Annotated in this window: 24 protein-coding genes; 8 read left to right on the top strand and 16 right to left on the bottom strand. The window is 71.0% G+C overall.

Going from position 1 to position 26,112, the window contains the following annotated elements; translation table 11 throughout:
• Nucleotides 1-21 precede the first annotated feature (21 nt).
• Nucleotides 22-987: a NaeI family type II restriction endonuclease gene (locus LV78_RS36975; protein WP_253850828.1), complete on the bottom strand. Its 966-nt coding sequence runs from the start codon at nt 985-987 to the stop codon at nt 22-24.
• Nucleotides 988-1,283: 296 nt separating this feature from the next.
• On the opposite strand from LV78_RS36975, the gene LV78_RS36970 reads away from it, so the two are divergent.
• On the top strand, nt 1,284-2,339 hold the full coding sequence (locus tag LV78_RS36970) for a DNA cytosine methyltransferase (protein WP_253850826.1): 1,056 nt from the start codon (nt 1,284-1,286) through the stop codon (nt 2,337-2,339).
• Between the two features lie 139 nt (nt 2,340-2,478).
• Here LV78_RS36970 and LV78_RS36965 read toward each other — a convergent pair whose 3' ends face one another.
• Together LV78_RS36965 and LV78_RS36960 are read right to left on the bottom strand one after the other, a co-directional pair.
• A complete protein-coding gene (locus LV78_RS36965; RefSeq protein WP_253850825.1) occupies nt 2,479-4,170 on the bottom strand; it encodes an alpha/beta hydrolase in 1,692 nt (563 codons plus the stop codon).
• A gap of 158 nt (nt 4,171-4,328) precedes the next feature.
• A complete protein-coding gene (locus LV78_RS36960) occupies nt 4,329-5,942 on the bottom strand; it encodes an alpha/beta hydrolase (protein WP_253850823.1) in 1,614 nt (537 codons plus the stop codon).
• Nucleotides 5,943-6,064: 122 nt separating this feature from the next.
• Here LV78_RS36960 and LV78_RS36955 point away from each other — a divergent pair, with 122 nt between their 5' ends.
• Nucleotides 6,065-7,081: a hypothetical protein gene (locus LV78_RS36955; RefSeq protein ID WP_253850821.1), complete on the top strand. Its 1,017-nt coding sequence runs from the start codon at nt 6,065-6,067 to the stop codon at nt 7,079-7,081.
• Nucleotides 7,082-7,156: 75 nt separating this feature from the next.
• Here LV78_RS36955 and LV78_RS36950 read toward each other — a convergent pair whose 3' ends face one another.
• The 8 genes from LV78_RS36950 to LV78_RS36915 form a co-directional block, all read right to left on the bottom strand.
• Nucleotides 7,157-8,128 (bottom strand): ABC transporter substrate-binding protein, encoded by a 972-nt coding sequence (locus LV78_RS36950; protein WP_253850819.1) that lies wholly within the window; start codon nt 8,126-8,128, stop codon nt 7,157-7,159.
• Between the two features lie 56 nt (nt 8,129-8,184).
• Nucleotides 8,185-9,216, bottom strand: a complete 1,032-nt coding sequence (locus tag LV78_RS36945; RefSeq protein WP_253850817.1) for an ABC transporter permease — start codon at nt 9,214-9,216, stop codon at nt 8,185-8,187.
• Nucleotides 9,213-9,974 carry an ATP-binding cassette domain-containing protein gene (locus tag LV78_RS36940; protein ID WP_253850815.1) on the bottom strand — a complete coding sequence of 254 codons (762 nt, stop codon included), beginning with the start codon at nt 9,972-9,974 and terminating at the stop codon, nt 9,213-9,215. The genes LV78_RS36945 and LV78_RS36940 overlap by 4 nt, the downstream gene beginning before the upstream one ends.
• Nucleotide 9,975: 1 nt before the next feature.
• Entirely contained in the window at nt 9,976-10,995 is a 1,020-nt protein-coding gene (locus tag LV78_RS36935; RefSeq protein ID WP_253850813.1) for a class I mannose-6-phosphate isomerase, read from the bottom strand.
• Complete coding sequence (locus tag LV78_RS36930) at nt 10,992-11,975, bottom strand: LacI family DNA-binding transcriptional regulator (RefSeq protein WP_253850906.1); 984 nt, start codon at nt 11,973-11,975, stop codon at nt 10,992-10,994. The genes LV78_RS36935 and LV78_RS36930 overlap by 4 nt, the downstream gene beginning before the upstream one ends.
• Before the next feature lie 154 nt (nt 11,976-12,129).
• Nucleotides 12,130-12,663, bottom strand: coding sequence for a DUF3558 domain-containing protein (locus LV78_RS36925; protein ID WP_253850812.1), 534 nt, complete (start codon nt 12,661-12,663; stop codon nt 12,130-12,132).
• A gap of 264 nt (nt 12,664-12,927) precedes the next feature.
• A complete protein-coding gene (locus tag LV78_RS36920) occupies nt 12,928-13,467 on the bottom strand; it encodes a DUF3558 domain-containing protein (RefSeq protein ID WP_253850811.1) in 540 nt (179 codons plus the stop codon).
• Complete coding sequence (locus LV78_RS36915; protein WP_253850809.1) at nt 13,464-13,847, bottom strand: hypothetical protein; 384 nt, start codon at nt 13,845-13,847, stop codon at nt 13,464-13,466. The genes LV78_RS36920 and LV78_RS36915 overlap by 4 nt, the downstream gene beginning before the upstream one ends.
• A gap of 310 nt (nt 13,848-14,157) precedes the next feature.
• Here LV78_RS36915 and LV78_RS36910 point away from each other — a divergent pair, with 310 nt between their 5' ends.
• A complete protein-coding gene (locus LV78_RS36910) occupies nt 14,158-15,096 on the top strand; it encodes an ABC transporter ATP-binding protein (protein WP_253850807.1) in 939 nt (312 codons plus the stop codon).
• 26 nt (nt 15,097-15,122) lie between these two features.
• A complete protein-coding gene (locus tag LV78_RS36905) occupies nt 15,123-15,467 on the top strand; it encodes a DUF3817 domain-containing protein (protein WP_253850805.1) in 345 nt (114 codons plus the stop codon).
• On the opposite strand, the gene LV78_RS36900 is transcribed toward LV78_RS36905, so the two are convergent.
• Both LV78_RS36900 and LV78_RS36895 read right to left on the bottom strand, forming a co-directional pair.
• Complete coding sequence (locus LV78_RS36900) at nt 15,440-16,546, bottom strand: phosphotransferase (protein ID WP_253850803.1); 1,107 nt, start codon at nt 16,544-16,546, stop codon at nt 15,440-15,442. The genes LV78_RS36905 and LV78_RS36900 overlap by 28 nt on opposite strands.
• Nucleotides 16,547-16,672: 126 nt before the next feature.
• Entirely contained in the window at nt 16,673-17,176 is a 504-nt protein-coding gene (locus LV78_RS36895; protein WP_096496732.1) for a MarR family winged helix-turn-helix transcriptional regulator, read from the bottom strand.
• 46 nt (nt 17,177-17,222) lie between these two features.
• On the opposite strand from LV78_RS36895, the gene LV78_RS36890 reads away from it, so the two are divergent.
• Genes LV78_RS36890 through LV78_RS36880 form a run of 3 tightly spaced genes read left to right on the top strand, consistent with a single transcriptional unit; the run spans nt 17,223 to nt 19,834 of the window.
• Nucleotides 17,223-17,555 carry an MTH1187 family thiamine-binding protein gene (locus LV78_RS36890; RefSeq protein WP_253850801.1) on the top strand — a complete coding sequence of 111 codons (333 nt, stop codon included), beginning with the start codon at nt 17,223-17,225 and terminating at the stop codon, nt 17,553-17,555.
• Nucleotides 17,552-18,841, top strand: coding sequence for an SCO6745 family protein (locus LV78_RS36885; RefSeq protein WP_253850799.1), 1,290 nt, complete (start codon nt 17,552-17,554; stop codon nt 18,839-18,841). Before LV78_RS36890 ends, LV78_RS36885 begins: the two co-directional genes overlap by 4 nt.
• A gap of 21 nt (nt 18,842-18,862) precedes the next feature.
• Nucleotides 18,863-19,834 (top strand): tetratricopeptide repeat protein, encoded by a 972-nt coding sequence (locus tag LV78_RS36880; protein WP_253850797.1) that lies wholly within the window; start codon nt 18,863-18,865, stop codon nt 19,832-19,834.
• A 64-nt stretch (nt 19,835-19,898) separates the two neighbouring features.
• Here the strand turns inward: LV78_RS36880 and LV78_RS36875 are convergent, their stop codons facing one another.
• Nucleotides 19,899-21,386, bottom strand: coding sequence for a neutral zinc metallopeptidase (locus LV78_RS36875; RefSeq protein ID WP_301308079.1), 1,488 nt, complete (start codon nt 21,384-21,386; stop codon nt 19,899-19,901).
• Between the two features lie 181 nt (nt 21,387-21,567).
• Here LV78_RS36875 and LV78_RS36870 point away from each other — a divergent pair, with 181 nt between their 5' ends.
• Nucleotides 21,568-22,155, top strand: a complete 588-nt coding sequence (locus LV78_RS36870) for a hypothetical protein (protein WP_253850794.1) — start codon at nt 21,568-21,570, stop codon at nt 22,153-22,155.
• 5 nt (nt 22,156-22,160) lie between these two features.
• Here LV78_RS36870 and LV78_RS36865 read toward each other — a convergent pair whose 3' ends face one another.
• Together LV78_RS36865 and glgB are read right to left on the bottom strand one after the other, a co-directional pair.
• Nucleotides 22,161-23,546: a neutral zinc metallopeptidase gene (locus LV78_RS36865; protein WP_253850792.1), complete on the bottom strand. Its 1,386-nt coding sequence runs from the start codon at nt 23,544-23,546 to the stop codon at nt 22,161-22,163.
• Between the two features lie 114 nt (nt 23,547-23,660).
• The gene (gene glgB, locus LV78_RS36860; RefSeq protein ID WP_253850790.1) at nt 23,661-26,108 is read right to left on the bottom strand and encodes a 1,4-alpha-glucan branching protein GlgB; all 2,448 of its coding nucleotides are present in this window, start codon (nt 26,106-26,108) and stop codon (nt 23,661-23,663) included.
• Nucleotides 26,109-26,112: the final 4 nt, after the last annotated feature.

Here is a 26,112-nt window from a genome sequence, read left to right as displayed (position 1 = left end):
GTTTTGTCGGATTTGTGGTGGCTAGTAGTTGATGTTGGGTGCGATGTGAACCGGGTCGTCCTCGTGCGCCAGGGCGTAATATTTTTCTCCGATTTTAGCGGCTGATCTTTCTGGAGTACTGTCGTTCACTTGAACCAAGCGAGCCGAGATGAAGGTCCCCTTCCTGGGGGTAGGGAGGCCTAGACTTTCTGCGATTATTGGAGAATTTCCCTGATGTCCCAGGACGACTAGCCCCTCTTTTGCGAGGTGTATGCGCGCGTCACGACACCGCTTGAGACCGTCAGCTTGCCTCGCTACGGTGATAGCCGTATTTCGGTCGATTACCCTTCCTTGTACTCGCCTGAGGAGCTCGTTTATTCTCTGCTGTCCCGAACTTGACCGCATGATTGCATCGGCAGTTGCCGGGGGCAGCTTGAGGAGGATGTTCTCGGGGAGCGCCTCTTCCTGGGCGAGCCAGCGTATCCGGTTTCTTTCCGAAGCTCGGATGGTTGTCTTCTGATCTTTATTTTTTCCTTTATTCAAGATTTCTTCGGTGATTCTAATGATGCCGACGCTGAATATTCCTTTGCGGTCATCCGCAGATGAGAGCAGGCAAAGGTGTCCGACTGCTTCGGTGGGGATCGACCATGATCCGCGAATGGAGAACTTTGAATCAACTTCATGTCCGCTGATCAGGTAGTCCATCTGATTGCCGGCTAGCAGGCCGAACTCGTGTCGTATCAGAATTTCCACCTTGGTGCCTAGGTAAGTTTTTTCTGTTTTCTCAAGTTTTTCAATGTCGTAGCGTCCTGTGCGCTGCCCGTCAAGAACCTCGTCCAGAGACTGTCGCAGCAGCATGCCGAAACGATCTTTGTAGTTTTTCTCGCTGGAGAACCAGGCTTCGACTGCGCTGAGTGGTGGATCAGCTGAGGGTGCTGTCCGGGTATCTTCACCACCGGTGGGTCCAACGGCGGCCTCGATGCTGAACAGGGTTGCTTCGTCGGTCACCGGTGAACCGTATCCCGTGTGACGTCGAGCTGTTCGGAAGATGCGGGCATCGAGGACTGAGGAGTGGGTGGTGGAGTGAAGCCCCGCTGGTGTCGCAAGTGTCTTCGAGGGGCGTGGCAGAGCCTCTGCGGCAGTCCCGTGGCTCGGACGGGGCTACCGGCTGTCCCTTCGCGATCGCCCTCTGATCACGGGTTTTCTCGGCGGCGTTGCGAGCGGGGTGTTCTGTGCGTCACCGTCTAAAATCTGTGGCCATGTCCTCCTCGCAGTTGCAGATCCCCCTACGGTCGCAGGGGCGCATGGTTGACCTCTTCGCGGGGCCGGGCGGGTTGGACGTCGCCGCGCACTGGCTCGGGGTAGAGGTGGACGGGGTCGAGTGGGACTCGAACGCGTGCGCGACTCGTGCTGCTGCCGGGCTTGGCACACGTCAAGGCGATGTTCGCGACTATGGGCCTGCTGACTTTCCGAAGGCGACGATTCTTGCCGGAGGGCCCCCTTGTCAAACGTATACTGTCGCCGGTGGTGGTGCCGGGCGTCGCGCGTTGGATCAAGTGCTCTCCTTCGCTAAAAGGATGGCGGCTGGGGACGACGGTGTTTTTGAGGACTTGAAGTCGCTGGACGACGAGCGCACTGGCCTTGTCCTCGAACCATTGCGCTGGGTGCTGGAAGCGCACAGGATTAATCGCCCTTACGAGGTGGTGGTGCTGGAGCAGGTTCCAGCCGTGCTGCCAGTCTGGGAAGGGTTTAAGGAAGCTTTCGAAGGTATTGGGTACAAGGCGTGTTGTGGGATCTTGAAAACTGAAGAATTTGGAGTTCCACAAACGCGCAAGCGGGCCATTTTGATCGCACGTCGAGATCGGCAGCCTTCTCTTCCCGGAGCTACCCACCATCCGTACAGGAAGGGGGTTCCCCGTGCTGTGGTTGGTGGAAAACTTCGACCATGGGAGAGCATGGGGGCGGCGCTTGGGAGAAGTGAAAATTTCACCGTCATTTCAAACTACGGAACTGGTGGAGATCCTAAAGCGCGCGGTCGTCGAACTTCTTTCGAGCCCTCGGCCACTGTGACTGGTAAAATTTCTAGAAATAGGCTTGTTTCGGAATCCGGGGTTGAACTGAGCCGGTTCACTAATTCGGAGGCTGGCAGGTTGCAGACCTTTCCTCTTGACTATCCGTGGTCGGGCAGAGATGTTTCCCAGCAGATCGGGAACGCTATTCCTCCCAGGCTGGCTGCGCATGTCCTGGCAGCTGCGCTTGGTTACGAGCTCGATGGTGGTGTCTTGGACTCGGTTGTTGGGAGAACATGGCGCGAGAGCAGGTATGGCGAGCCGCTCTTGCTGTCTAAAAGTGGCGTGTAGGCCTGATTTTTCATTTCGTAGTCGGGTTGCAATGGTGTCTGTTATGGTTAAGTCATTCTTTTGGTAATGTTTTGGTCAGGGTGTCGAGGGCATTGTCCCTGCGAAATGTCCCCGAAATCCTCTGCTGCTCAACGCGAGGTCACAGCGGGGAGCCGATCGGCAGGAACGGCAGCATGACCGCTTCACCCAGGTCGGCTGGTGCCGGTAGGGGCATTCCTGGGCAGGTCAGGTCTTGGGGTGGGGTGGTTCCGTCCACCAGGTAGGACTCCACTGCTTGGTCTACGCACGGGTTGTTCGCCACCGCGTACATGCCGTGGTCGCCCTCGTCTTGCACGGTCAGCATTCGGGAGTTTTTGAGGGCCTTGTGGGATTTTTGGGCGCCCTCTATTGGGGTTGCCGGGTCTCGTTCCGACTGGACCATCAGGATCGGGGGTGCGCCCTCGCCGGTGGGCTTCGGGAGGGTGAGTTCTGGGCGGGGCCAGAAGGCGCACGGGGCCAGTAGTTGGTGGTAGCCGAAGAACGGGTAGCGGGTGCCGGTGCGTTCCGCGTCCCTGGCCAAGGTCTTGCGGTTGCCGTGGAACGGGGTGTCGTTGCAGGCCACCGCGAACAGGGTGGCGGTTTCCGCGTCCGGGTACCGGCGGGTCAGTTCGGTCAGTGCGTGGAGTTCGGTCAGCGCGTCAGGGGCAGGGGGGTTGGGTTGCTGTGCCTTGGAGGAGGACACCACGCCCAAGAGGCGGGCTAGGTCGGCCAGGTCTGGGGTGACCAGGGGGAACAGGAGTTTTCGGTACTGCGTGCGGAACATGGCCCGGTCGAAGGCGATCGTGTCCAGGGTTGTGCCGTTCGGGAGGGGGAGCGGGGCCTCGGCCAGCTTCGCGCGCACGGCCTCGTAGACCCGCCGCACCTCCTCCGGGGTTCTGCCCAGGCCGTAGGTGTCGTGGTGCTTCGCGATCCACGGCAGGTAGTCCACGTCGAAGCGGCGTTGGAAGGCTTGGGCGAAGTAGTCGTGGAACATCGTCTGGAAGGTGGCGGTGAGGTCTGGGTTCGAGTCGAGCACGAAACGGCCCACCCGCCTGGGGAAGAGGGCCGTGTAGTGCGCGCCCAGCCAGCTCCCGCTGGAGTAGCCGACCCAGTCGATCCGGTCGCGGCCCAGGAGGTGGCGCAGGAGGTCCAGGTCGCGGGCGGTCTGCTCGGTGTTGACCACGCGGTGCAGGTCGCCGGAGAGGGTTTGGCAGGCCTGTGCTTGCAGTTCTGCCGCGTCGTAGAGGCGCTTGACGTTGGGGCGGCTGCGGTCTCGGGGGTCGGCCACCAGTTCCCAGTCCAGGTTTCCGCAGGTCAGGTTGGTGCTCGCGCCGGTTCCCCTGACGTCGAAGCCGATCAGTTCGGCCGAGTCGACCAGGCGTTGCCTCGACTGGAGCATCAGGGGGGTGAACCTGCCCTGACCGCCGGGGCCGCCTGGGTTGGTGAGCACGCTGCGGGTCGCGCCGTCGTTGCGGAGCCTGCTCACCGCGATGGTGATGGTCCTGGCGTCCTTCGGGGTGGTCCAGTCGCGCGGGGCGCGGTAGGCGCCGCACTCCAGGCCCGCCAGGTCGGGTTCCGCGCACGGGGTCCAGTCGATCCGCTGCCGCAGCAGGTGTTCGGGCACCGGCTTGTCCGCCGTCCCCGCGCCCGCCTCGGGGGATTGCTGTGCCGAGGCGGGCACGGGTAACAAGGGCGCGGGTAACAGGGGCGCGGGTAACAAGGGCGCGGGTAACAAGGGCGCGGGTGACAGGGGGGCGGGTGACAGGGGGGCGGTGAGCAGCGCGGTCAGCACCGCGATGAGCGTTGTGCGCATGTGCTCCCCTTTCGAGGTTCGGTCCGCCGCCAACTTCAACGCACGGTGTCCGAACGGCACAAGGGAGTCACCCGTGGGCACAGGTGCTGACCTGGAACGGTCAGGGTGGTGGTATCGGGGGTGACGGGAGCGCGAGGCTGCCCGTCACCCCGTGGCGGTCACAGGGGGAACGTGAGACCCGGTTTGAGCGTGGGTGCGGACTCCGTCGTGACGGGCTCGGGGAGGGGGAGGCCCGCACAGGTCAGGTCGTGCTTCGGGACGGCGCCGTCCACCAGGAACGCCTCCACCACGTCGTCCACGCAGGCGTTGCCGTTCGCGTACAGGCCGTGGTCGCCCTCGTTCACCACGGTCAGCAGGCGCGAGCCCGCGAACGCCCGGTGCGCCCGCGTCGCGCCCTCGACCGGGGTCGCCGGGTCGCGTTCGGACTGCACCATCAGCACCGGCGGCACGCCCTTCCCGTTCGGGGTCGGCAGCGCGATCTGCGGGCGGTTCCAGAAGGCGCACGGGGCGACGGGCTGGTAGTAGCCGAAGAACGGGTAGCGGGCGCCGGAGCGCTCCGCGTCCCTGGCCAAGCTCCTGCGGTCGCCCTGGAACGGGGTGTCGTTGCAGGCGATCGCGTGCAGGGTCGCGTTCGACGCGTCCGGGTGGCGCGCCGCCAGCGCCGCCAGCGCGTTCGACGCGGTCGCGGAACCGGTGGCCTCGGCGCCGCCCACCACGCCCAGCGCGTGCGCCAGGTAGGACAGCAGCGGGGTGAGCTGGGGGAACAGCTCCTTCAGGTACTGGGTCTGGGCGAACAGCAGGTCGAACAGGATCTCGTTGACGACCGTGCCGTCCTCCAGCGCGACCGGCTCGGCCTTGACCTTCGCGCGCACCGCCTCGTAGACCCTCAGCACCTCCTGCGGGGTCGAGCCCAGGCGGTAGTGGGCGTCGTGCCTCGCGACCCACGGCAGGTAGTCGACCTCGAACCGGCGTTGGAAGCCGGGGCCGAAGGAGTCGTTGAGGATCTTCTTCCAGGGGGCGGTGAAGTCCACGTTCGAGTCGAGCACGAACCGGCCGACCCGCTTCGGGAAGAACGTCGCGTAGTAGGCGCCGATCCACGTCCCGCCCGAGTAGCCCACCCAGTCCGCCTGCGGGCGGCCGAGCAGGTGGCGCAGCAGGTCCAGGTCGCGCACGGTCTGCTCGGTGGTCACCACCCGGCCCGTGTCGCCCGACCTGGACTGGCACGCGCGGGCCTGGAGCTGCGCCGCGTCGTACAGCAGGTCGGTGTTCGCCCGGCTGCGGTCGCGCGGGTCGGCGATCGTCGTCCAGTCGAGGTTCCCGCAGGTCAGGTTCGTACTGGCGCCCGTGCCGCGCACGTCGACCCCGATGATCTCGGTGCTCGCGAGCAGCCGCTGGCGGGAGGCGAACCGCAGCGGCAGCCACCGGCCGGGGGCGCCGGGGCCGCCGGGGTTGGTCAGCAGGCTCCTGGTGACCCCGCCCGCTGTTCGCAGCCTGCTGACCGCGATCGTCACCGACCTGGGGTCGTCGGGGGCGTTCCAGTCGTGCGGTGTGCGGTAGTCGCCGCACTCCAGGCCTGCCAGGTCCGGCTCGGCGCACGGCGTCCAGTCGATCCGCTGGGTCAGGAACCGCTCCGCGATCGGCTTGCCTCCCGTCGGTGGCCCGGTCTGCTCCGGGCCTGCCTGCTCCGGACCGGTCTGCTCCGGCTCGGCCAGCGCGGGTGACGACGAGCCCGCGAGCAGCACCGCGAGCGCGACGATGAGCGTTCTGCGCATGTCCTCCCCCTCCCGTGGTTTCTCCCGCCCCACCTCAGCGCACCGTGCCGCACGTCACAAGGCGTTGAGCTGTGGGCAGTGGTGCTGACACGGGCACGCCACCGGTCAGTAATCTCGCCGATGTGGGAGTTTTCCGGAGGAGGCGACCGGCGGCGGTCGCCCGCGAGGTGGTGCGCGACCACACCTACGACGACGCGATCCTGGACATCGCCGCCGAGGAGATGGACGCGGGGCACCTCAGAGCCGCCACCACCGTTCTCGCCGAGTGCCGGGACGACCCCGAGGTCAGGGCGCTGCGCGTCGAGGTGCTGGGCGAGCACGCCATAGGGCACGCCGACGAGCTGCTCGAACTGGCCAAGTCCAACGAGGACCCCGACCTGTGGCTGCTGGCGGGCACCGCCTTCATCCGCGAGGCCTGGGCGGTGCGGGGGACCGGGCGGGCCGACTCGGTGGGCAAGGACCGGTTCAAGGTCTTCTTCGCCACGCTGCGCAAGGCCGTCGCCCCGCTGCACGAGTCGGCCAAGCTGCTGCCCGCCGACGCGGTGCCGTGGGCGCAGCTCCAGGTGGCCGGGCTCGGCCTGCAGGTGGACCGGGAGCAGAAGGACGAGGTGTGGCGGGAGATCGTCGCCCGCTGCCCGACGCTCTACCCGGCGCACTGGACCCGGTTGCAGATACTGGCCGCCAAGTGGGGCGGCTCGGCCGAGGAGATGATGGCGTTCGCGCAGGGCAGCGTGGACGCCGCGCCCCCCGGCAACCCGGTGGTGGCGATGCTGCCGCTGGCGCACTTCGAGGTGTTCCTGGAGAAGTTCGAGGAGGCCGTCGGGGACCGCAGCGCGCTGCGGATCGCGTCGCTGAAGATGCGCTACTTCGGGCGGGTGCGCGACGAGCTGGCCGCCGCCGCCGACCGGTGGACCTCGGCCGACGCGCAGACCCTGCCGCAGCTCCAGTCGCACCCCAGGGCGCTGCAGGCGCACAACCTGTTCGCGGCGGCGTTCGCGCTGGCCGAGGACGCGCCGCGCGCCAAGCGGCACCTGATCGGGATGCGCGACCACGTGCACGACGTGCCGTGGGCGTACGTGGCGTACCTGGCGGACGACCTGGAGCGCGAGTACTCCGAGCTGGCCAACAAGTACCTGTGACGGGCGCCGGGCGCCGCTGAGGGCCGCCGGCGGGCGGGGGCGGGGGAGCTCAGGCCTCCCCGCCCCCGCCGCGCGTCAGCACCGCTGCTTGTAGAAGTACCGCGACTTGGACTCCATGTCGTCCTTGGTCAGCGCGACCAGGTCGGTCTCGGTGGTGCGCTGGACCTCCTTGCCCTCGATCGCGGCGACCGCGTGCTCGACCCCGGTCCTGCCGATCGTGGCCGGGTCCTGGGCGATCAGCGCCTGCACCACCCCGCCCCGCAGGTCCTCGACCTGCTTGGGGCTCGCGTCGAACCCGATCAGGTTCACCGCGCCCGTCTTGCCCGCGTTGCGCAGCCCGGTCGCCGCGCCCTCGCCGGTGTTCAGGTTGGTGGCGAACACGCCGATCAGGTCCGGGTACGCCGCCAGGGTCGCGGTCACCTTCGACGCGGCCTGGTCCGGCTCGTTGTCGGTGTACTGCTGGCCCGCGTACTTCAGGTTCGGGTGCTTGGCCAGCTCGGTCTCGAAGCCCTTCGCGCGGGCGTCCGTCGTGCTCGTCCCGGCCTTGGTGTTGAGCACCAGCACCGACCCGGTCCTGTCGCCCACCAGCTCGGCCAGGGTCCGCGCGGCCAGCGCGCCGCCCTGCTCGTTGTTGGAGGACACCGACGACACCGCGATCGAGGCGTTCTGCAGCGCGGTGTCCACCTCCACGACCTTCACGCCCGCGTCCACGAGCGACTTCATCGGACCGGCCAGCGCCGTGTCGTCCGTGGGGGAGATCAGCACCGCGCCCGGCTTGTTCGCCAGCACGCCGTTGACGATCGGGATCTGCTGGTTCGAGTCGAACTTCGACGGCGCCTGCACGTCGACCTCGTACCCGGCCGCCTGCGCGGCCTCGCGGAACCCGCACTCCATGGAGATGTAGAACGGCTCGGCGGTCACGCCGGGGATCAGCACCATCTTCTTGGCGTCCACGTCACCGCCCGAGTCGCCGATCTGCCCGCCACCGCCGCAGCCCGCCAGCAGCAGCACCGCCGCCGCTCCCAGAACCGCTGTCCTCGTCGACATCGTTCCCTCCCGCATCAGCGTTCGCGTCCCGTGCCCTCCGACCGGCGCCGCCCGCTCTAGCGCCGGTTCCGCGCCTTGCGCCGCGACTGGTCGAACCACACGGCGGCCACCAGCACCACGGCCACGGCGATCGGCTGCCAGTACACGTTCACGCCCACGATCACGAAGCCCTTGCGCAGCACCGCCGGGATGAACACGCCCAGCACCGTGCCGACGACCGAGCCGACCCCGCCGAACAGGCTGGTGCCGCCCAGGACCACGCCCGCGATCGCGTTGAGGTTGTCGGTGTCGTGGCCGGTGATGGAGGCGACCCGGAAGTAGGCCAGCGCCATGAACCCGGCGAGCCCGGCGAGCGCGCCCGCCAGCAGGTACACCTTCACCAGGTGCCCGGACACCGAGACGCCCGCCCGCCGCACGGCCTCCGCGTTCGAGCCGATCGCGTGGGTGTGCCTGCCGAAGCGGGTGGTGGACAGCAGCAGCGCGCCCACCGCCGTCACCGCGGCGGCCAGCAGCACCAGGTTGGGCACGCCGAACCAGGTGCCGGTGCCGAGGCCGTTCGTCAGCACGTCCGGGACGCCGCTGACGTTCGAGCCGTCGGACAGCAGCTGGCCCGCGCCGAGCGCCGCGCCGAACGAGCCCAGCGTCACGATCAGCGGCGGGATGCCCGCCCGCGCGATGAGCACGCCGTTGAGCAGTCCCCACGCGGAGCCGCTCGCGAGTGCGACGACCAGTCCTAAGAGGACGGTGCCCCACCCGGCGCCGGTGGCGTCGCCGCCGCTGACCGCGTTCATCGCCATCGCCGCCGTGACGCCGGAGAACACCAGCACCGAGCCGACCGACAGGTCGATCCCGGCGGTGATGATCACGAACGTCATGCCGACCGACAGCACCAGCAGGACCGAGGTCTCCACCAGCGTCGTCTGGAGCGTGAAGGTGGTCAGCACCGCGTCCGGGCGCAGCGCGCCGAACACCGCGACCAGGACCAGCAGCACCAGGCCGATCCACAGCGTGTTGGAGGTGGCGAGCCTGCGCCCGAGGGGGCTCCCCGGCTGGACGTCCGGGTCCAGCGGCTTCTCCGGAGCGGTCACGACTCCTCCTGGGACAGCGCGCCGGTCATCGCCCCGACCAGGTCCTCGACGGTCGCGTCGGCCGCCCGGAACCGGGCCACCCTGCGGCCCAGCCGCAGCACCTCGACCCGGTCGGCCACCGCCAGCACCTCGGGCATGTTGTGGCTGATCAGCACCACCGCGATGCCCTGGTCGCGGACCCGCCGCACCACGTCGAGCACCTTCTGGCGCTGCACCACGCCCAGCGCGGCCGTCGGCTCGTCCATGAACACGAGCCTGCTGGCCCACACCACCGAGCGGGCCACCGCCACGCTCTGCCGCTGCCCGCCGGACAGCGACCCGATCGGCACGTCCACGCTCTGCAGCGACACGCCCAGCTCGGCGAACGAGTTCTGCGCGCGCCGCCGCATCTCCTTCTTGTCCAGCACGCCGAGCTTCCCGAGCAGGCCGGGCTTGCGCAGCTCCCGGCCCAGGTACAGGTTCGCGGCCGGGTCGAGGTCCGGCGCGACCGCGAGGTCCTGGTAGACCGTCTCGACGCCCAGCGCGCGGGCGGCCGTCGGGGAGGGCAGGGACACCGGGTTCCCGTCGAACGAGATCGTCCCGGAGTCCGGCTGCTCCACCCCCGACAGGCACTTCACCAGGGTCGACTTGCCCGCGCCGTTGTCGCCGATCAGCGCGACGACCTCACCGGCCTCGGCGCTGAAACCGGCGCCGCGCAACGCTTCCACGCCGCCGTAGTGCTTGACCAGGTCGCGCGCTTCTAACAGCGGTAAGCCCACATCAGCTCCCGAGGCTGGACGGCAGTGGCGGCCTGCACCGCACGGCGACCAGGTCGCCGGACAGGACCTCCTGCCCCGCCGCGTGCGGCACGACGGCAGTGCTCCCCCGGCGCAGGTCCAGGGAGCCGAGGGTCCCGCTGCCCTCGAGCACGACCAGCACGGCGAACGACGGGTCCAGCTCGACGGAGCCGGACACGTGCAGGCGGTCGGCGCGGAAGAACGGATCGGCGTTGCGGGCGAACAGGTCCACGGCGCCCTGGGACTGATCACCGGTGCGCCGGATCAGCTCGTCCAGCCTGCCGCCCCAGCCGTCCCGGTCGACGCAGCCGAGGGCCTTGTCGTAGCCGAGGCCGAGGTGGCCCGCGTCCGGGTTGTCCAGGAAGCCGGACCACTCCAGGGTGACCGAGAAGTCGGTGGGCTGCTGGAGCTCCACGATGAACACGCCCGCGCCGATCGCGTGCGGCACCCCGGCGGGCACGAACACCACGTCGCCGGGGGAGACGCGGACCTCGTTCAGCGCGCCGAGCATCGCCGAGGTGTCCTGCTCGGCGACCCAGCGGGTCACCACGTCCTCGGGCACGTCGTCGCGGAAACCGATGTACACCAACGGGTTCGCGCCCTTGGTGCCGATCACGATCCAGGCCTCGGTCTTGCCGTGGCGGCAGTCGAGGTGGGTCGCGGCGAACGCGTTCGACGGGTGGCAGTGCACCGGAAGGCGCTGGCCCGCGTCGAGCAGCTTCACCAGCAGCGCGGTGTCGGCGCCGAACTCCGCGACGTGCTCCCGGCCCAGCCACGTCGTCGGGTCGGCGGCGACGGCGTCGCGCAGCAGCCTGCCGTCCGGCAGCCGGGACAGGCCCGCGTCGGGCTTGCCGAACAGCGTCGTGGTCGAGGCGACCCAGTCCTCCGGGCCGAAGTCGGCCTCGGGCGCGCCGCGCAGCTCCGCGATGGACGCGCCACCCCGGTAGAACTGCTTCGGCTGGTTGGCGGGCAGTTCGATCGCCCGTGCACCGGTGTTGCTCACCTGCGGACCTCCCCTGAACCCCGTGGCACCAGGCGCACGGGCAGAACCACGCGGCGCGGCGGCGAGGTGTCCCCGTCCAGCCGGGCGTGCAGCAGATCGGCGGCGGCCTTGCCCAGCGCCTTCGCGTCGTGCGCGATCACCGTCACCGGTGGCGAGAGCAGGTCGGCCAGCTCGAAGTCGTCGAAGCCCACCAGGGCCGGTCGGTCGGTGGAGCCCGCCAGCGCGCGCAGCACGTGCACGGTGATCCGGTTGTTGCCGGTGACCAGCGCGGTCGCGGGGGCGGGGGCGGTGCGCAACCGGTGCAGGGCGCGGCGCACCGAGTGCTCGTCGTGCGGGCCCATCGACACCAGGGCGTCGTGGTGGCCGAGACCTGCGCGCGCGCAGCCCTCGCGGTAGCCGCGCAGGCGCTCGTTGGCGGTGAAGATGTCGGGCGAGTCGCCGAGGAACGCGATCCGCCGGTGCCCGTGCGCGGCGAGGTGCGCGACGGCCTCCGCCGTCCCGCCGATGTTGTCGACCAGGACGGTGTCGGCGACGACGTCACCGGCGGGGCGGTCGAGGAAGACGACCGGGGTGCCCGCGCGCATCTCGGGGACGAGGTAGCCGTGCTGGAGGCCTGCGGGGACGATGAGCAGGCCGTCGACGCGGCGGGAGCAGAACTCCAGGGCCAGCTCGCGCTCGCGGGCGGGGTCCTCGTCGGAGGAGCCGGTGATGACCTGCCTGCCGCGCAACCGCGCGATCTCCTGCACGGCGCGGGTGACGCCGGAGTAGAAGGGGTTCGCGACGTCCTCCAGGACCATGCCGATGGTGCCGGTGGAGGAGCCGCGCCGCAGGTTGCGGGCGCTGAGGTTGCGCCGGAACCCGAGCTGGTCGATGGCCGCGAGCACCCGCTCGGCGGTGGCCGGGTGCACCCCGGCCTCGTCGTTGACGACGCGGGAGACGGTCTTGATGCTGACCCCGGCCAGACGCGCGACGTCGTTCATGGTGGCGCGCCGCATCTTGCGGGCACCTGACTGCGCGCCGTTCGGGGACAACGTTGTCATAGTGACGGCATCACACCCCGAGCGGGTGATGGCTGTCAACGGTGGGGTGGGGGGAGGGGGCGGGTGGCCGAAGGCGGGGAGGGGGCTTGATCGGTCAGGAGCGGGGGAGGTCGGGCTCGATCGCCTTGGCGATCTGCTGGGCCACCGCGCAGGAGTCGTTGGTCACGCTGGCGGAGGCGAAGACGTCGACGCGGGAGGTCTCGGTGAGTTCGAGGACGACGGCGCAGTCGAACTTCGTCAGCGCCTTCTCGACCAGTTTGCCCCGGCGTCCGTTGACGTCGATGTCGGAGACCACGGCCTGGTAGATCGGGTTGTACTGGGCTAGCCCAAGATCGGGGTAGACCTGGATCGCGATCGACCGGACCTCGGGCAGGTCGCCGTCGCAGTCCTCCCCGTCCGATGACTTCTCCACGTTCGTCACGCTGAACTCACCGGCCACCTTCTCGAGGAGCGCGCAGGCGTCTGGGACGGCCTGGGGAGCGGAACTCGTGCTGCTGGCCCCTGAAGTCGCGGGGCTGCCCGTGCCTGCGGGGGAAGGGCTGCCGGGCTCGACGGTCGAGCAGCCGCTGAGGACGGCGGCGGACAGGAGCAGCGCGCTGAGCGGCACCCGGTGCGGTTTCAAGATCACTGACCTTACTGCTTGTCGCGGATGTTCTTGGTCTGCGAGTCGTTCGACCCGTAGCTGTCCACCGCTTTCCGCACGGCCGAGCGGGCGCTCGTCAGGTCGCGCAGCATCTTGTGGGTGTCGGGTTGCGCGCCATGCGGGACGACATCGTCGTAGTGACGACGTCACACCCAGGCAGGTGATGACTGTCAGCGGTGAGGGGAGGGTGTGCTCCTCGCCGGAGCCGAGGGCGGCTCCAGCGAGGTCTTCGCCCGGTGGGGTGAGGGGTCAGGAGCGGGGGAGGTCGGGCTCGATCGCCTTGGCGATCTGCTGGGCCACCGTGCAGGAGTCGCCGGTCAAGCTGGCGGAGGCGAAGACGTCCACGCGGGAGTTCTCGTCCAGTTCGACGACGACGGCGCAGTCGACCTCCCTCAGCGCTTTCTCGACCAGCTTTCCCCGGCGACCGTTGATGTCGATCTCGGAGACCACGGCCTGGGAGCCTGCGTTGTACTGGGCCAAGCCGCGATCGGAGTAGATCGTGACGCCCACCGATCGGACTTCGGGCAGATCGGCTTCGCAGTCCGAGGCCGATTTTTTCTCCAGGTTGGTCAGGTCGAACTCGCTGGACACCTTCTCCAGGAGCGCGCAGGCGTCCGGGGCCGCCTGGGAGGTGGAACTCGGGCTGCTCGTGCCTGACGTGGTGGGGCTGTCCGTGTCGGCGGCGGAAGGGCTGCCCGGTTCGACGGTCGAGCAGCCGCTGAGGGCGATGGTGGAGAGGAGCAGCGCGCTGAGCAGTGCCCGGTGCTTTTTCAAGATCGCTGGCCTCACTGCTTGTCGAGGGTTTTCTTGGTCTGCAAGTCGTTCGCCTCGTAGTTCTCTATCGCTTTCTGCACGGCAGCTCTGGCTTCACTGAGAGCAGTCGTCAACTGATTCAGCGCCGGAACGATCCCGATCGTCCCGCTTCCGCCGGTGGCGTTCTCGAGGTTGTACTTGGCGATCGCCAGTGCGTCGGGACTCGTTCCGAGCCGCACCTCCTGGCTGAGCGTGTGCAAGTTCTTCGCGGTGTCGTCCAGGCTTCGCAGCGCCTGGTCGATCGCGTCGAGGTAGGCCTGGGCGCCATCGCTGCTGATCGCGAATCCACCGGATTCAGCCGCCTGGCGGAAGCCGGTCATGTTCTGCGTCAACGTCTGTATGGATTTCATGTCCATTGTTGTCGGCACACCTCGGGCTCGTCGGCTGATTCCAATGATTCCGCAGATCACGATACCCGGACCGCTGTCTCCGGTAGCCCGTTTCCACCCACCCCGCCTCCCGTCGTCCCACGCCTCCGCCCCCGCCGCCCACCCACCGGAACCCCCCGGCCCCGTCCCCCCACCCCACCCCCGAAGCGAGTAGGCTGGCTCTCCGGGGTGGACGGTTGTCCCGAATGGGGCCGAAAGTCCCGACTCAGACCAACTCCGGACGGCTAAGCGGGAAATTCCCCTCGGCGGGAACCCGAAGCCCTTACGGTCAGGGGCCATGACAGGCACAGGCAACCCGGCTGTCGTCGTGTCCGACGTCCGCAAGGACCGGGTCGGTGGGCGCAGTGCGCTCGACGGCGTCTCCTTCACCGTCGCCGAGGGCGAGTTCTTCGGTCTGCTCGGGCCCGCCGGGTCCGGCAAGACCGCGCTGCTCGAAGTCCTCGAAGGCCTGCGCAGGCCCGACTCCGGGCGCGTCGAGCTGCTCGGGGTCGAGCCGTGGCCGCGTGACGAGTGGCTCGTGCGGCGGGTCGGGATGCGGCCTCAGGTGCCCTCCTTCTTCGACGGCATGGCCGCGCTCGACCAGGTCATGACGTTCGGCGCGCTGCGCGGGGTCGGGGTCACCGAGGCGGTGCGGGCGCTCGACCTCGTCGGGCTCGCGGGCAAGCTCGACGTGCCCGAGTACCGGATGACCGCCGCCCAGCGCCAGCTGCTCTCGCTCGCCTGCTGCCTCGCGCACGACCCCGACGTGCTCCTGCTCGACGAGCCCACCGCCGGTCTCGACCCGACCGCCCGCCGCCACGTGTGGGACGTGCTGCGCACCGTCCAGGCCAGCGGCAAGACCGTCGTCTGCGCCACCGGTCACCCCGACGAGGCCGAGATCCTCTGCGACCGGGTCGCGATCCTCGACCACGGCCGGGTCCTCGCCGCCGACACGCCCGCCGCCCTCGTGCGCGGCCTCGGCGCGCCCACGCTGGTCATCCTGCCCTCGGGCGAGATCAGCGCGCGCGACGCGCAGGCGATCACCGGCGTCGACCGCGCCCGCGAGATCGGCTCCTCGCTCGTCATCGCCACCCGCCGCCCCGGCCAGGTCCTCTCGGCCCTGTCCGCGCACTGCCCCACCGACGGCTTCCAGGTCCGCACCCCCGCGCTGGAGGACGTCTTCCTCGGCCTGACCGGCCGCGAGTACCCGGTGGCCGCCGACCCCCAGGCGGGGTGAAACACGTCATAACTGACAATGGGGACATGCTCTCCAGCCCCGTCGGTCGGTTCCGCCTCCTCGCGTTCGCCGAGGCCGTCTCCTGGGCCGGGCTCCTGCTCGGCATGTTCTTCAAGTACGTCGTGGTCGAGAACGAGCTCGGCGTGAAGATCTTCGGGCCGGTGCACGGCGCGATCTTCGTCGGCTACCTGCTGGTCACCCTGATGATGTCGGACCGCTGGTCCAAGGGCACCCTCGTGGTCGCGATGCTGGCCTCCATCCCGCCCTTCGGCACCGTGCTCTTCGAGCGCTGGGCGCTGAAGAACGGCAAGCTGGACGAGCGGCCCGCCGACAGCGCGAGCGCTCAGGACTCCGGAGCCCCCGCCGCCTGACCGGCGTCACCCGCAGCGGCTCGGGCCACCGCCCCGGCCGCTGCCTCCGCGTCCGAGAGGGCCCGCTCCACGTCGCCCTCGTGGTACACCCGCTCGGACCGCTCGATCCCGGCCAGGAACTCCCCGTACACCTCGGCCGCCACCAGGTGCACGACCGACCGCGCCTCGGCCAGCGCGGCCACCGGGTCGCTGCCGGGGAACGCCTCCCGCCACCCCTCGACCCACACCCGCTCCGCGATCCCGCGCAGGCCCACCGGCAACGAGCCGAGCATCCGCGCCGCGTCGAGCGCCGGGTTGCCGCGGTGCGCGTCGGTCCAGTCCAGCACCACCCCGGACGAGCGCCAGTTCCCGCAGTGGAAGTCCCCGTGCAGCAGGGTTTCCGGCAACCCGTGCGAGCCCATCCCCGCGTCGCGGCGGCGCAGCGCGGCCAGCGCGGGGCTCCCGGCCAGCGCGACCTGCGCGGCGGTGAAGCGCGGCAGCACGGCCCGCAGGTCGGCCGACGTGGCGTCCCAGCAGTCGTGACCGCCCGCGCCCGCGCTGAGCACCCGACCCGGCTCCGCCGCCAGCACGCGCGGCACCAGGTCCGGCGCCACCCCGGCGACCAGCGCGACCACGGCGCCCTCGTCCGCCAGGAACGGCGGCGCGGCCTTCACCCACACCGGACCGGACGCGGTCGGCAGCCGGTACACGCACGACAGGTTCCAGGTCTTCACCTGCACGGCCGGACCGGTCCTGGTCACCACGCCGTCCGCCCAGTCCAGCAGCGCGCGCGGACCACCGGGGCGCGCCCACGGCAGGCGCAGCGGGTCGTCGGGCAGCTCGGGGTCGGGGGAGCGCAGCAGCAGCCCGCGCGTGGGCACCCGGTCCACCTCGACCTGGTAGGTGACCCGCCCGTCCCTGGTCCGGCCACCACCCGCGACGGACACCAGCCGCAGCACCGCCGAGGTCACGCCCAGCACCGCGTCCAGGTGCGCGGTGACCGGCTCCACGTCGTTCCACCACGGACTGGAGGGGACCTCGAAGGACAGGGAACCCAGGTGCAGCCCCTCGTGCTCGACCAGCACCACCGCCTCGCGCATGACGGTCAAGGTAGGAGCGGACGGGGCGGCGGAGAAGAGATTAACGCGGGTGGGGGAACGGCGATCGGGGGAACGGGCGGCGGGCGGCGGTGGACGGGCGAGCGGACCCGGCGACCGCCCCGCCGCTCAGTCCTCGAAGTCCCCCGCCGCGCGCCTGACCTTCGACAGCAGCTCCGTCAACTGCTCGGTCTGCCGCTCGGTCAGCCCGTGGATGCCGAAGTTCACGTCGATCACCGCCTTCGTCGCCGCCTCGCGCCGCTCGTGACCGGCCTCGGTGAGCTGGATCAGCGTGGTGCGCCGGTCGGTCGGGTGCGGGGTGCGGCGGACCAGGCCGTCGGCCTCCAGGCGGTCCACGATGTTCGTCACGCTCGTCGGGTGCAGTTGCAGGCGCTCGCCCATCACGCGCATCGGCACGCTGCCCGACTTGGAGAACGTCAGCAGCACCAGCGCCTCGTAGCGGGCGAAGGTCAGGTTGTGCGGTTTGAGGGAGGCGTCCACGGCGGACTGGATGATTTGCTGTACCCGCATGACGCTCGTCACCGCCGCCATCGACGGGGACGGCCCGATCCGCTTCTCCCACAGCTCGGCGGCGCGCGCGATGGGGTCGAAGGGAAGTGGCCGGTGCGTCATGACCCGAAGCTACCAGTGGGTACCGCGAATCGTTCAGGAGGCAGTTGTGCTCGTCGCGTTCAGCGTCAGCCCGCTCGGCGGGGAGTCGGACAGCGTCGCGGAAGCGGTCGCCGAGGCGGTCAGGGTGGTGCGCGAGTCGGGGCTGCCCAACGAGACCAACGCGATGTTCACGCTCGTCGAGGGCGAGTGGGACGAGGTGATGGACGTCGTCAAGCGCGCCACCGATGCCGTGCGGGCGCGGGCGCCCAGGGTCAGCCTGGTGCTGAAGGCCGACATCCGGCCGGGGCACACCGGGCAGATGGCGGCCAAGGTGGCGCGGGTCGAGCAGCACCTCGCCGCAGGCGGCGCGGAGGCGGAGTCCGAGGGGGAGCGGGGATGAGCGGGAGCGGAGCGGCCCGGCGGTTATGGCTGAGGTACGAGCCGTACCACGCGGTCACGTACTTCACGCCCGAGAGCAAGGCCGCCGCGAAGGAGCTGGGCTGCGCGCGGCACTGGACCGGGTACTTCGGGATGCGGGCCGCGCCGCTCGGCGCGGCCCCGCCCGAGGTGGTCGCGGCGACCTTCTACAGCTTCCACCCGGACATGGTCGCCAGGGCCGTGCCGACGGCTTGGCGCGACGCCGCGCCCGCCGACTTCCTCGCCGCCCGGCTGCGCGGGGTCGACGGGGCGCTGCGCAGGCTGCTCGACCCCGCGCCCACCGACCTGGACGGCGGGCGCGCGGCGCTCGACCTCGGCGACCTCGCCACCAGCGGGCACCTGGCCGAGGCCGCCGACCTGGCCTGGGCCGCCGCCGAGGCCGCACCGGTCGCCGGGCGCCCGCTCGCCGCCGCGAACCGGGCGCTCGGCAGGCCTCGGGAGGCGCACCTCGCGCTGTGGCAGGCGACGGCGGTGCTGCGCGAGTCCAGGGGGGACGGCCACGTGGCCGCGCTGGTCGCGGCCGACCTGGACCCGTGCGAGGCGCTGGTGCTGTTCGCCGCCGACCGCGCCCTCGACCCCACCCGGCTGCGCCTGGCGCGCGGCTGGTCGGCGCGGGAGTGGGCCGAGGCCGAGGAGCGGCTGGCCGAGCGCGGCCTGCTGGAGCACGAGCCCGCCGAGACCGAACCGGTCACCGGGTACGCCAGGCCCGCCGCCGAACCGGCCGAGCGGGAGCAGGAGCGGGAGCGGGGGACGGGGGAGCAGGAGGGCGAGGCGGGGAGCCGGGAGCAGGGGACAGGGGAGCAGGAGGGCGAGGCGGAGAGCCGGGAGCGGGGGACGGGCAGCGGGGGCGACCCGAACCGGTTGGGTGGACGTGCCGACCCCGCCGAACCGGCCTGGCAGGTCGACTCCGCAGGCCGCGCCACCCCCGCCGAACCCGCAGGCCACCCCGAACCCGCCTGGCAGGTCGACCGCACCGGCCGCGCCACCCCCGCCGACCGCCCGGCCTCCCCGCCTCCCCCCACCCCCGAGCGCCAGGTCGTGCTCACCACCGCCGGGATCGCCCTGCGGGAGCAGGTCGAGCGGGTCACCGACGCCGTCGCCGAGCGGCCGTGGCGGGTGCTCGGCGTCGCGGGGACCACCCGGTTGAGCGACTTGCTCACCCCGCTCGCCCTGACCATCGGGGCGCGCAACGAGGTGATGCGCGACAACCCGATGGCGATCGACCCGGTCCGCGACCTCCCCGGCTAGGACTCGTGCCAGGATGGGAGCGTGACAAGGCCAGACCCTCGCAAGACCGCAGCACTGTCCGCCGCGCTGTCCGGGGCGGTCGACCTCGGCGCGATCAAGGCGCGGGCCGACGCGGCCCGGCAGCGCGCCGCGGCGCCGCCCCCCGGCGCGTCCGCCGCCCCCGGAGCCGGTTCCGGCGCACCGAGCCAGTGGGTCGTCGACGTCACCGAGGCCACCTTCCAACCGGTGGTGGAGCGCTCCCTGGAGATCCCCGTCGTGGTCGAGCTGACCGCGTCGTGGAGCCCCGAGGCCGGGCAGCTCTCCCCGGTGCTGGAGCGCCTGGCCGAGGCGGGCGGCGGCTCCTGGCTGCTCGCCAGGGTCGACCTGGACGCCAGCCCGCGCATCGGCCAGCTGTTCGGCGTGCAGTCGGTTCCCACGGTCGTCGCGGTCGCGGGCGGCCAGCCGATCGACGCGTTCGCCGGTCCGCTGCCCGAGGCCGAGATCGCCCAGTGGATCGACCGCCTGCTCGACGCCCTCCGCGACCGCCTCCCCGGCATCGCGGCGGCCGAGGCGAACCGGGGCGGCGCGCCCGCGCCCGAGCCGGAGGACCCGCGCTTCGCCGCGGCCGAGGCCGCCTTCGAGGAGGGCGACTTCGCCGCAGCCGAGGCCGCCTACGAGGCGGTCCTGTCCGCCGAGCCGGGCAACGCCGAGGCCAAGGCGGCGCTCGCCCAGGTCCGGTTCACCGCGCGGGTCGAGAGCCTGGACCCGAACGTGGTGGCCACCGCCGACGCGAACCCGGACGACCTGGACGCGCAGCTCGCCGCCGCCGACGTGCAGATCGTCAGCCAGGAGGTCGAGCAGGCGTTCAAGCGGCTCGTGGACACCGTCCGCCGGGTCTTCGGCGACGACCGCGACAAGGTGCGCAACCACCTGATCGCCCTGTTCGAGCTGTTCCCGGCGGACGACCCGGACGTGGCCAAGGCCCGCCGCAACCTCGCCAGCGCGCTCTACTAGCAGCCGGAAAGCGCCGAGGGGCCGCCGGGATCTCCCGGCGGCCCCTCGGCGCGTCGAGCCGTCCTCAGCTCCCGTACTTCCGCGTGCACAGCCCGGAGCCCTCGAAGAACCCGTCGCGGAACGCCTCCACCCGCGCGAACCCGGACGGCACCGAGGAGCCGTTCACGTCCGCCGCGATCAGGCTCCCCTCGGCCAGCAGCTCCGCCACCGCCTCGTCCAGGTCGCCCGACGACAGGCGCAGCTCCACGCCCTCCTTGTCCGTCGTCCCGGCCCAGTACCCGGTCAGGCAAGCCGTGCGCAGCCCGGCGGCGGGACCGGCCAGCGCGTACCCGGTGGCCTTCTGGATCGACAGCGCGTACCGCGACGCGATCTCGGCGAACGCCGCGAAGTCCCCGATGCCGCCGGTCTGCCCGCGCTTGGTCGGCGTGCCGATCTTCACCAGCTCCACCAGGTCCACCGCGATCACGTTCGTGGCCGGGCAGTACGACGCGGGCAGCGTCTCCTCCGCGTCCGCGCAGTCGACCATGGTCTCCTTGAGCGCGGGCGGGGTGGCGCCGCTCTGCTTGTAGGCGTCGCGCAGGCTGGCCTCCAGCTTGTCGAGGACCTTCCGCTCGTCGACCCGCAGGTTGCCCATGCCCATGCCGGAGTCGGTGTCCTTCGAGCTGAACCGCTGCTGGGTGATCCGCTCCTGGACCTCGGCCTCGTCGATCTCCGAGCACCGCTTCGGGTCGCCCGCGAAGCCGAACTGGAACGCGGTGACCCGGTCGAACGCGCTGCCGTGCGCGCCGCGCTTCTCGGCGCTGGTGCCCGCCGCGTCCTTGATGAAGAACATCGTCTGGAGCACCTGGTTCAGGCCGGGCCCGGTGGAGATCCGGAAGTGCTCGGACTTGCCCTCGGCGACCCAGCGGAAGAAGTTGCCCGCGTAGCAGTCGGCCTGCTGCTCCTTGACGATGCTGCTGGTGGCCTGGGTGATGCCGCCGTCCGGGCCGAGCTTGTACTGGATCGCGTGGCCCATCTCGTGGGCGAGCACGGTCACCACGGCCATGGGCCCGAACGCCTCGTGCAGCATCGGCAGCAGGTCGCCCCGGTCCCAGGCGATGCTGTCGTCCAGCGAGCAGTAGAACGCGTTGGGCACGCCCGCCGTGTTGATCCGGCAGATCTCGACGCCCCGACCGGTCGAGTCGTAGGACACCAGGCGCTTCACGGTCTGGAACTCGCGCCCGCCGAAGCTCTTCGGCAGGTGCTCGGTCCAGTACTGCTCCACGTCGGCCAGCGCGTTGATCGCCAGCCGGTCCATCTCGCCGCCGTCGCTGTTCTCGACCCGCAGGTCCGCGTCCGGCACCCCCGGCTTGGGGCCGCTCTCCCCCGTGGTGATGTCCAGACCGGACACCTTCGACGCGTCGGGCGGCATCATCCGCCCCTGCCCCGTCACCACCTCGGTGCAGCCGCTGAGCAGCGCGGCCACCGCCAGCACCGCGACGAGCGCCGCGCCCTTGCCCGTCCGTCGAGCCATGATGCCCAAGCCCCGTCCAGATCCGCGCCAACCTGACAACCGGGCCACCGGCCCCGCTCCGCGCACCCTACTTCGCCCCCAGTCCGGTCCGGGCGGGAGTCAGGAGCGCGGTGTCCTGCGACACAGCGCGTGCCGGACCCCCGCCGGGGTCGCCCATCGCTTCGCGCCCAACAGGGTGATCATTCACCCAGGGGTGTGAGGTCCTGGATAGCGTCCGACCATGAGGTTCGCCGGGAGGCCCAGCTGGCGGGTCGCGCTCGACACCAGCGGGGAGGTCGGGTTCGCCCTGCACGTCCGCGCCGCGCTCGGGCTGGAGCAGGTGCTCGCGCCCGCCGTGCCGCCGCTGGACCGGCCCCTGCCCGACGCGGACCTGCTGCCCACCGCCGAGCTGGACCTGCTCCGGGTCACCGCCGACTGGGAGGACTGGTGGGTCGACCTGTTCCCGCGCGAGCCCGCGCGGGACCGCCCCGGCGACGGGTGGCGCGGGTTCCCGGCCGGGCTGGCCGCGCACGAGGACCGGTTGCGGTCGGCGTCCGCCCGGTGGTCGCGGGCCAGGCGGCTGGACGAGGAGGCGGCGGGGCTGCGCTGCACCCGCTCCGCCCTGCCCGCGTGGCAGGCCGTGGACGAGCTCACCGCCGAGCGGGGCGGCGAGGCCCCGCTGTTCGACCTGCGGATCGTGGAGCTCCCGGTCGCGGGCGACCTGTGGCGGCACGCGCCGAGGGGGTTCCTGCTCGCGTCCACCGAGGCGCTGCGCGCGGACACCGCCGCCGCGCGCCTCAAGGCCGTGATCCGCGCGCTGCTCGTCTGAGCCCGTCAGGCGAGCCCGCACCGGGGGAGCCCTTCGAGCACCCCGGTCCGGAACACCTCGACCCGCTTGAACCCCGGCCCCACCGCCGACCCGCCCTCCGCGTCGCGGCCCGCGTAGTCGTGGGCCAGCAGCACCTGCACGGCCTCGTCCAGGTCGCCGGGGGAGAGCCCGAAGCCCTGCTGCCTGCTGAACACCTCGCGGGTGTAGGCGCCCGCCAGGCACAGCGCGCTCTCCGCCGCCCCGTCGCCCTCAACAGGCTTGCCGGTGGCCGCCAGCGCGGCCAGCCCGTACCGGCTGGCCAGCAGCACGCCGGTGGCGTAGTCGCCGATCCTGGCGTGCAGCTTGGGCAGCTCGGCGTTCACGTCGATCTCGACGGCGGCGTCGGCCGGGCAGAACGCGATCGGCCCCTGGTCACCGGCGCAGTCCGGCTCCTGCTCGACCGTGGTGATCTTCGGCGCGGTCCACCGCCCGCCCGCCTGCTGCACCACGGCCTGGTAGTAGGCGGTCAGGTCGGGCAGGACGCTGTCGAGCATGTCCGCGAACGGCAGGTTCCCGCCCCGGCTCTGGTCGGCGGCGGTGGTGAACGACTGCTGGGTGAACGGCCGGTTGTCCACGGTCATGGCCGCGCAGAACTTCGTTCCCTGCTGGTAGCCGTCCTGGAACGCGGACACCCGGTCGAACGCGTTGCCGTGCGCCGAGCGGTCGGCGGCGGAGGTGCCCACCGGGTCGCGGAAGGTGATCAGCGCGCCGAGCGCCGAGTCCAGCGACTCGGTCCCGATCGACAGGTGCTCGGCCTTGCCGTCGTTGACCCACTTGAGGAAGTTGCCCGCGTAGCAGTCGGCCATCGCCTCGGTGAGGATGGTCGGGTACTTCTCCGGCTGCCTGCGCTCCAGCTCCTGCGTGATGCCCATGCGCCGCTGCACGGCGTGGCCCATCTCGTGGGCGAGCACGATCACCACGGCCGAGTCGCCGAAGCTGTCCTGGAGCACCGGCAGCAGCGCGGCCCGGTCCCAGGCGATCGCGTCGGCGCTCGGGCAGTAGAACGCGTTGCCCTCCACGTCGAGCGCCTTCTCGGTGCACGGCGGCGGCTTGGCGGACTGGCTGCTGGTGTCCACCGAGTAGTACCCGCCGGACAGCTCCTTCCAGTCCTCGCCGAAGGTCTCCGGGAAGGCGGTCTTCCAGAACTCCTCGACGTCGGTGATCGCGGCGGCGGCGAGCTGGTCGATGGGGCTGCCGTCGGCGCCCCGGATGAACGAGGTGTCGACCGTGCCCCTGGTGACCCCCTCGCCCGCGACCGGCCGTCCCGGCACGGGCTGCGTGCAGCCGCTCACCAGGGCCACCAGGGTGATCAGCGCGGCCACTTCCACCAGCCGACCGGATGAGCGCAGCATGGGCACATTGTGCCCCGTTCGGACCCTCCGGGGGAGCGGACCGGGAAGTCCGGGAACGCGGAACGGCCGGGAGGCGGCGTCCGCCCCCCGGCCGTTCCGGTCGGTCCGCGCGCCTCAGGCCTTCGCGGGCTCGCCGCCCGAGGGCTCCAGCCCGGTGGTCCCGGCCTTCACCGGCGGCGCCGTCGCGGGCGTCACCTCGGCGGGCGCGGGCTCGACGGGCGTGACGGGCGCGGGCTCGGCGGGCGCCACCTCGGCGGGCACGACCTCGGCGGGCGGCACGACCTCCACCTCGGGCAGCTCGTCCAGCACCGCCTCCAGCACCACGCCGCCCTCGGCCCCGTCCGCCAGCACCGCCTCCGCCGCCTCGGCCGCGACCTCCTCGGGCCCGTCCTCCGGCGCCAGCCACAGCACCCCGTTCGGCGGCAGCTGGAGCAGCGCCGACGTCGGGCGCCCGTGCCACGGCCGCCCGTCCGCCTCCACACCGCCCAGGTTGCCCACCCCGGAACCGCCGTAGTGCGCGGAGTCCGTGTTCAGCACCTCGCGCCACCGGCCGGGCACCGGAAGGCCGACCCGGTAGTCGTGGTGCGGCTGCCCGGAGAAGTTCGCCACGCACGCCAGCAGCGACCCGTCCTCGCCGATCCGCAGGAAGCTCAGCACGTTCCCGCCCGAGTCGTTCGCGTCGATCCACGAGAAGCCCTCGGGCTTGGAGTCGGCGCTGTACAGGGCGGGCGAGGCCCGGTACACCCGGTTCACGTCCGACACCAGCCTGCGCACGCCCGCGTGCAGCGGCTGCTCCAGCAGGTGCCAGTCCAGCGACCTCGACTCGGACCACTCCGCGGGCTGCCCGAACTCGCCGCCCATGAACAGCAGCTGCTTGCCGGGGTGCGCCCACATGAACGCCAGCAGGGTGCGCAGCCCCGCCGCCTTGTTCCAGTCGTCGCCGGGCATCCGCTGCCACAGCGAGCCCTTCCCGTGCACCACCTCGTCGTGCGAGAGCGGCAGCACGAAGTTCTCGCTCCACGCGTACACCAGCGAGAAGGTGATCTCGTTGTGGTGGAACGAGCGGTGGATCGGCTCGCGCGACAGGTAGTGCAGGGTGTCGTGCATCCACCCCATGTTCCACTTGAACCCGAAGCCCAGCCCGCCCAGGTGCGTCGGCCGCGACACGCCCGGCCACGCCGTGGACTCCTCGGCGATCATCACCACGCCGGGGTGCCGCCGGTACACCGTCGCGTTCAGCTCCTGCAGGAACCGCACCGCGTCCAGGTTCTCCCGGCCGCCGAACTCGTTCGGCAGCCACTTGCCGTCCTCGCGCGAGTAGTCCAGGTACAGCATCGAGGCCACCGCGTCGACCCGCAGCCCGTCGACGTGGAACTCCTCGATCCAGTACAGCGCGTTCGCGACCAGGAAGTTGCGCACCTCGTTGCGGCCGAAGTCGAACACGAGCGTGCCCCAGTCGGGCTGCTCGCCGCGCCTGGGGTCGGCGTGCTCGTACAGCGGGGTGCCGTCGAACTTCGCCAGCGCCCACGCGTCCTTCGGGAAGTGCGCGGGCACCCAGTCCACGATCACGCCGATGCCGCGCTGGTGCAGCACGTCCACGAAGTGCTTGAAGTCGTCCGGCGAGCCGAACCGCGAGGTGGGCGCGTAGTACGAGGTGACCTGGTAGCCCCACGACCCGCCGAACGGGTGCTCGGCCACCGGCAGCAGCTCCACGTGCGTGAAGCCCGCCTCGGTCACGTAGTCCGCCAGCTCCTCCGCCAGCTCCCGGTAGCCGAGCCTGCGCCCGTCCTTCTCCGGCTTCCACGACCCGAGGTGCACCTCGTAGACGCTCATCGGCGCGTTCACCCACTGGGTGGCGTCGCGCCTGGCCTCCCACTCGCCGTCGTTCCACGCGTGCAGCGACTCGGTCACCACCGACGCGGTCTGCGGCGGGGTCTCGGTCGCGAACGCCATCGGGTCGGCCTTCTCGTGCCAGACCCCGTCCGCGCCCAGGATGCGGAACTTGTACCGCGAGCCCACCGGCAGGTTCGGGACGAACACCTCCCAGACGCCGGTGGAGCCCAGCGAGCGCAGCGGGTTCGCGCGGCCGTCCCAGCCGTCGAAGTCGCCGCACACCCGCACGCCGCGCGCGGTCGGCGCCCACACCGCGAACGACACGCCCCGCACCACGCCCAGCGGGGTGTCGTAGCTGCGCGGGTGCGCGCCGAGCACGTCCCACAGCCGCTCGTGGCGGCCCTCGGCGATCAGGTGCAGGTCAAGCTCGCCCACGGTCGGCAGCCACCGGTACGGGTCGTCCACCTCGACGACGTGCCCCCGGTAGTCCACCTCCAGGCGGTAGTCGCCGCCGGGGTGCTCGGGCAGCTCGCCCGCGAACAGCCCGTCGGCGACCCGGTCCAGCTCGAACCTCTTGTCCCCGACCAGCACCGACACCGCGCTCGCACCCGGCCGCAGCGCGCGGGCGACCGCGCCGCCACCGACGCCGTGCACCCCCAGCACCGAGTGGGGGTCGTGGTGCGACCCCGCCAGCAGCCGGTCGACGTCCTCGGGCTGGATCGCACTCACGTCC

The organism is Actinosynnema pretiosum (genome assembly GCF_024171695.1).
Lineage (GTDB): Bacteria > Actinomycetota > Actinomycetes > Mycobacteriales > Pseudonocardiaceae > Actinosynnema > Actinosynnema pretiosum.
Note: the sequence above shows the minus strand (reverse complement) of the source record. Positions and strands in the feature narration are given on the sequence as shown.

What these genes read in the sequence shown, in the direction of transcription:
- LV78_RS36970 (WP_253850826.1), top strand. Translation starts at nt 1,284, where the DNA reads ATGGTTGACCTCTTCGCGGGGCCGGGCGGGTTGGACGTCGCCGCGCAC.
- LV78_RS36965 (WP_253850825.1), bottom strand. Translation starts at nt 4,170, where the DNA reads ATGCGCACAACGCTCATCGCGGTGCTGACCGCGCTGCTCACCGCCCCC.
- LV78_RS36960 (WP_253850823.1), bottom strand. Translation starts at nt 5,942, where the DNA reads ATGCGCAGAACGCTCATCGTCGCGCTCGCGGTGCTGCTCGCGGGCTCG.
- LV78_RS36950 (WP_253850819.1), bottom strand. Translation starts at nt 8,128, where the DNA reads ATGTCGACGAGGACAGCGGTTCTGGGAGCGGCGGCGGTGCTGCTGCTG.
- LV78_RS36930 (WP_253850906.1), bottom strand. Translation starts at nt 11,975, where the DNA reads ATGAACGACGTCGCGCGTCTGGCCGGGGTCAGCATCAAGACCGTCTCC.
- LV78_RS36915 (WP_253850809.1), bottom strand. Translation starts at nt 13,847, where the DNA reads ATGGACATGAAATCCATACAGACGTTGACGCAGAACATGACCGGCTTC.
- LV78_RS36910 (WP_253850807.1), top strand. Translation starts at nt 14,158, where the DNA reads ATGACAGGCACAGGCAACCCGGCTGTCGTCGTGTCCGACGTCCGCAAG.
- LV78_RS36905 (WP_253850805.1), top strand. Translation starts at nt 15,123, where the DNA reads ATGCTCTCCAGCCCCGTCGGTCGGTTCCGCCTCCTCGCGTTCGCCGAG.
- LV78_RS36900 (WP_253850803.1), bottom strand. Translation starts at nt 16,546, where the DNA reads ATGCGCGAGGCGGTGGTGCTGGTCGAGCACGAGGGGCTGCACCTGGGT.
- LV78_RS36895 (WP_096496732.1), bottom strand. Translation starts at nt 17,176, where the DNA reads ATGACGCACCGGCCACTTCCCTTCGACCCCATCGCGCGCGCCGCCGAG.
- LV78_RS36885 (WP_253850799.1), top strand. Translation starts at nt 17,552, where the DNA reads ATGAGCGGGAGCGGAGCGGCCCGGCGGTTATGGCTGAGGTACGAGCCG.
- LV78_RS36870 (WP_253850794.1), top strand. Translation starts at nt 21,568, where the DNA reads ATGAGGTTCGCCGGGAGGCCCAGCTGGCGGGTCGCGCTCGACACCAGC.
- LV78_RS36865 (WP_253850792.1), bottom strand. Translation starts at nt 23,546, where the DNA reads ATGCTGCGCTCATCCGGTCGGCTGGTGGAAGTGGCCGCGCTGATCACC.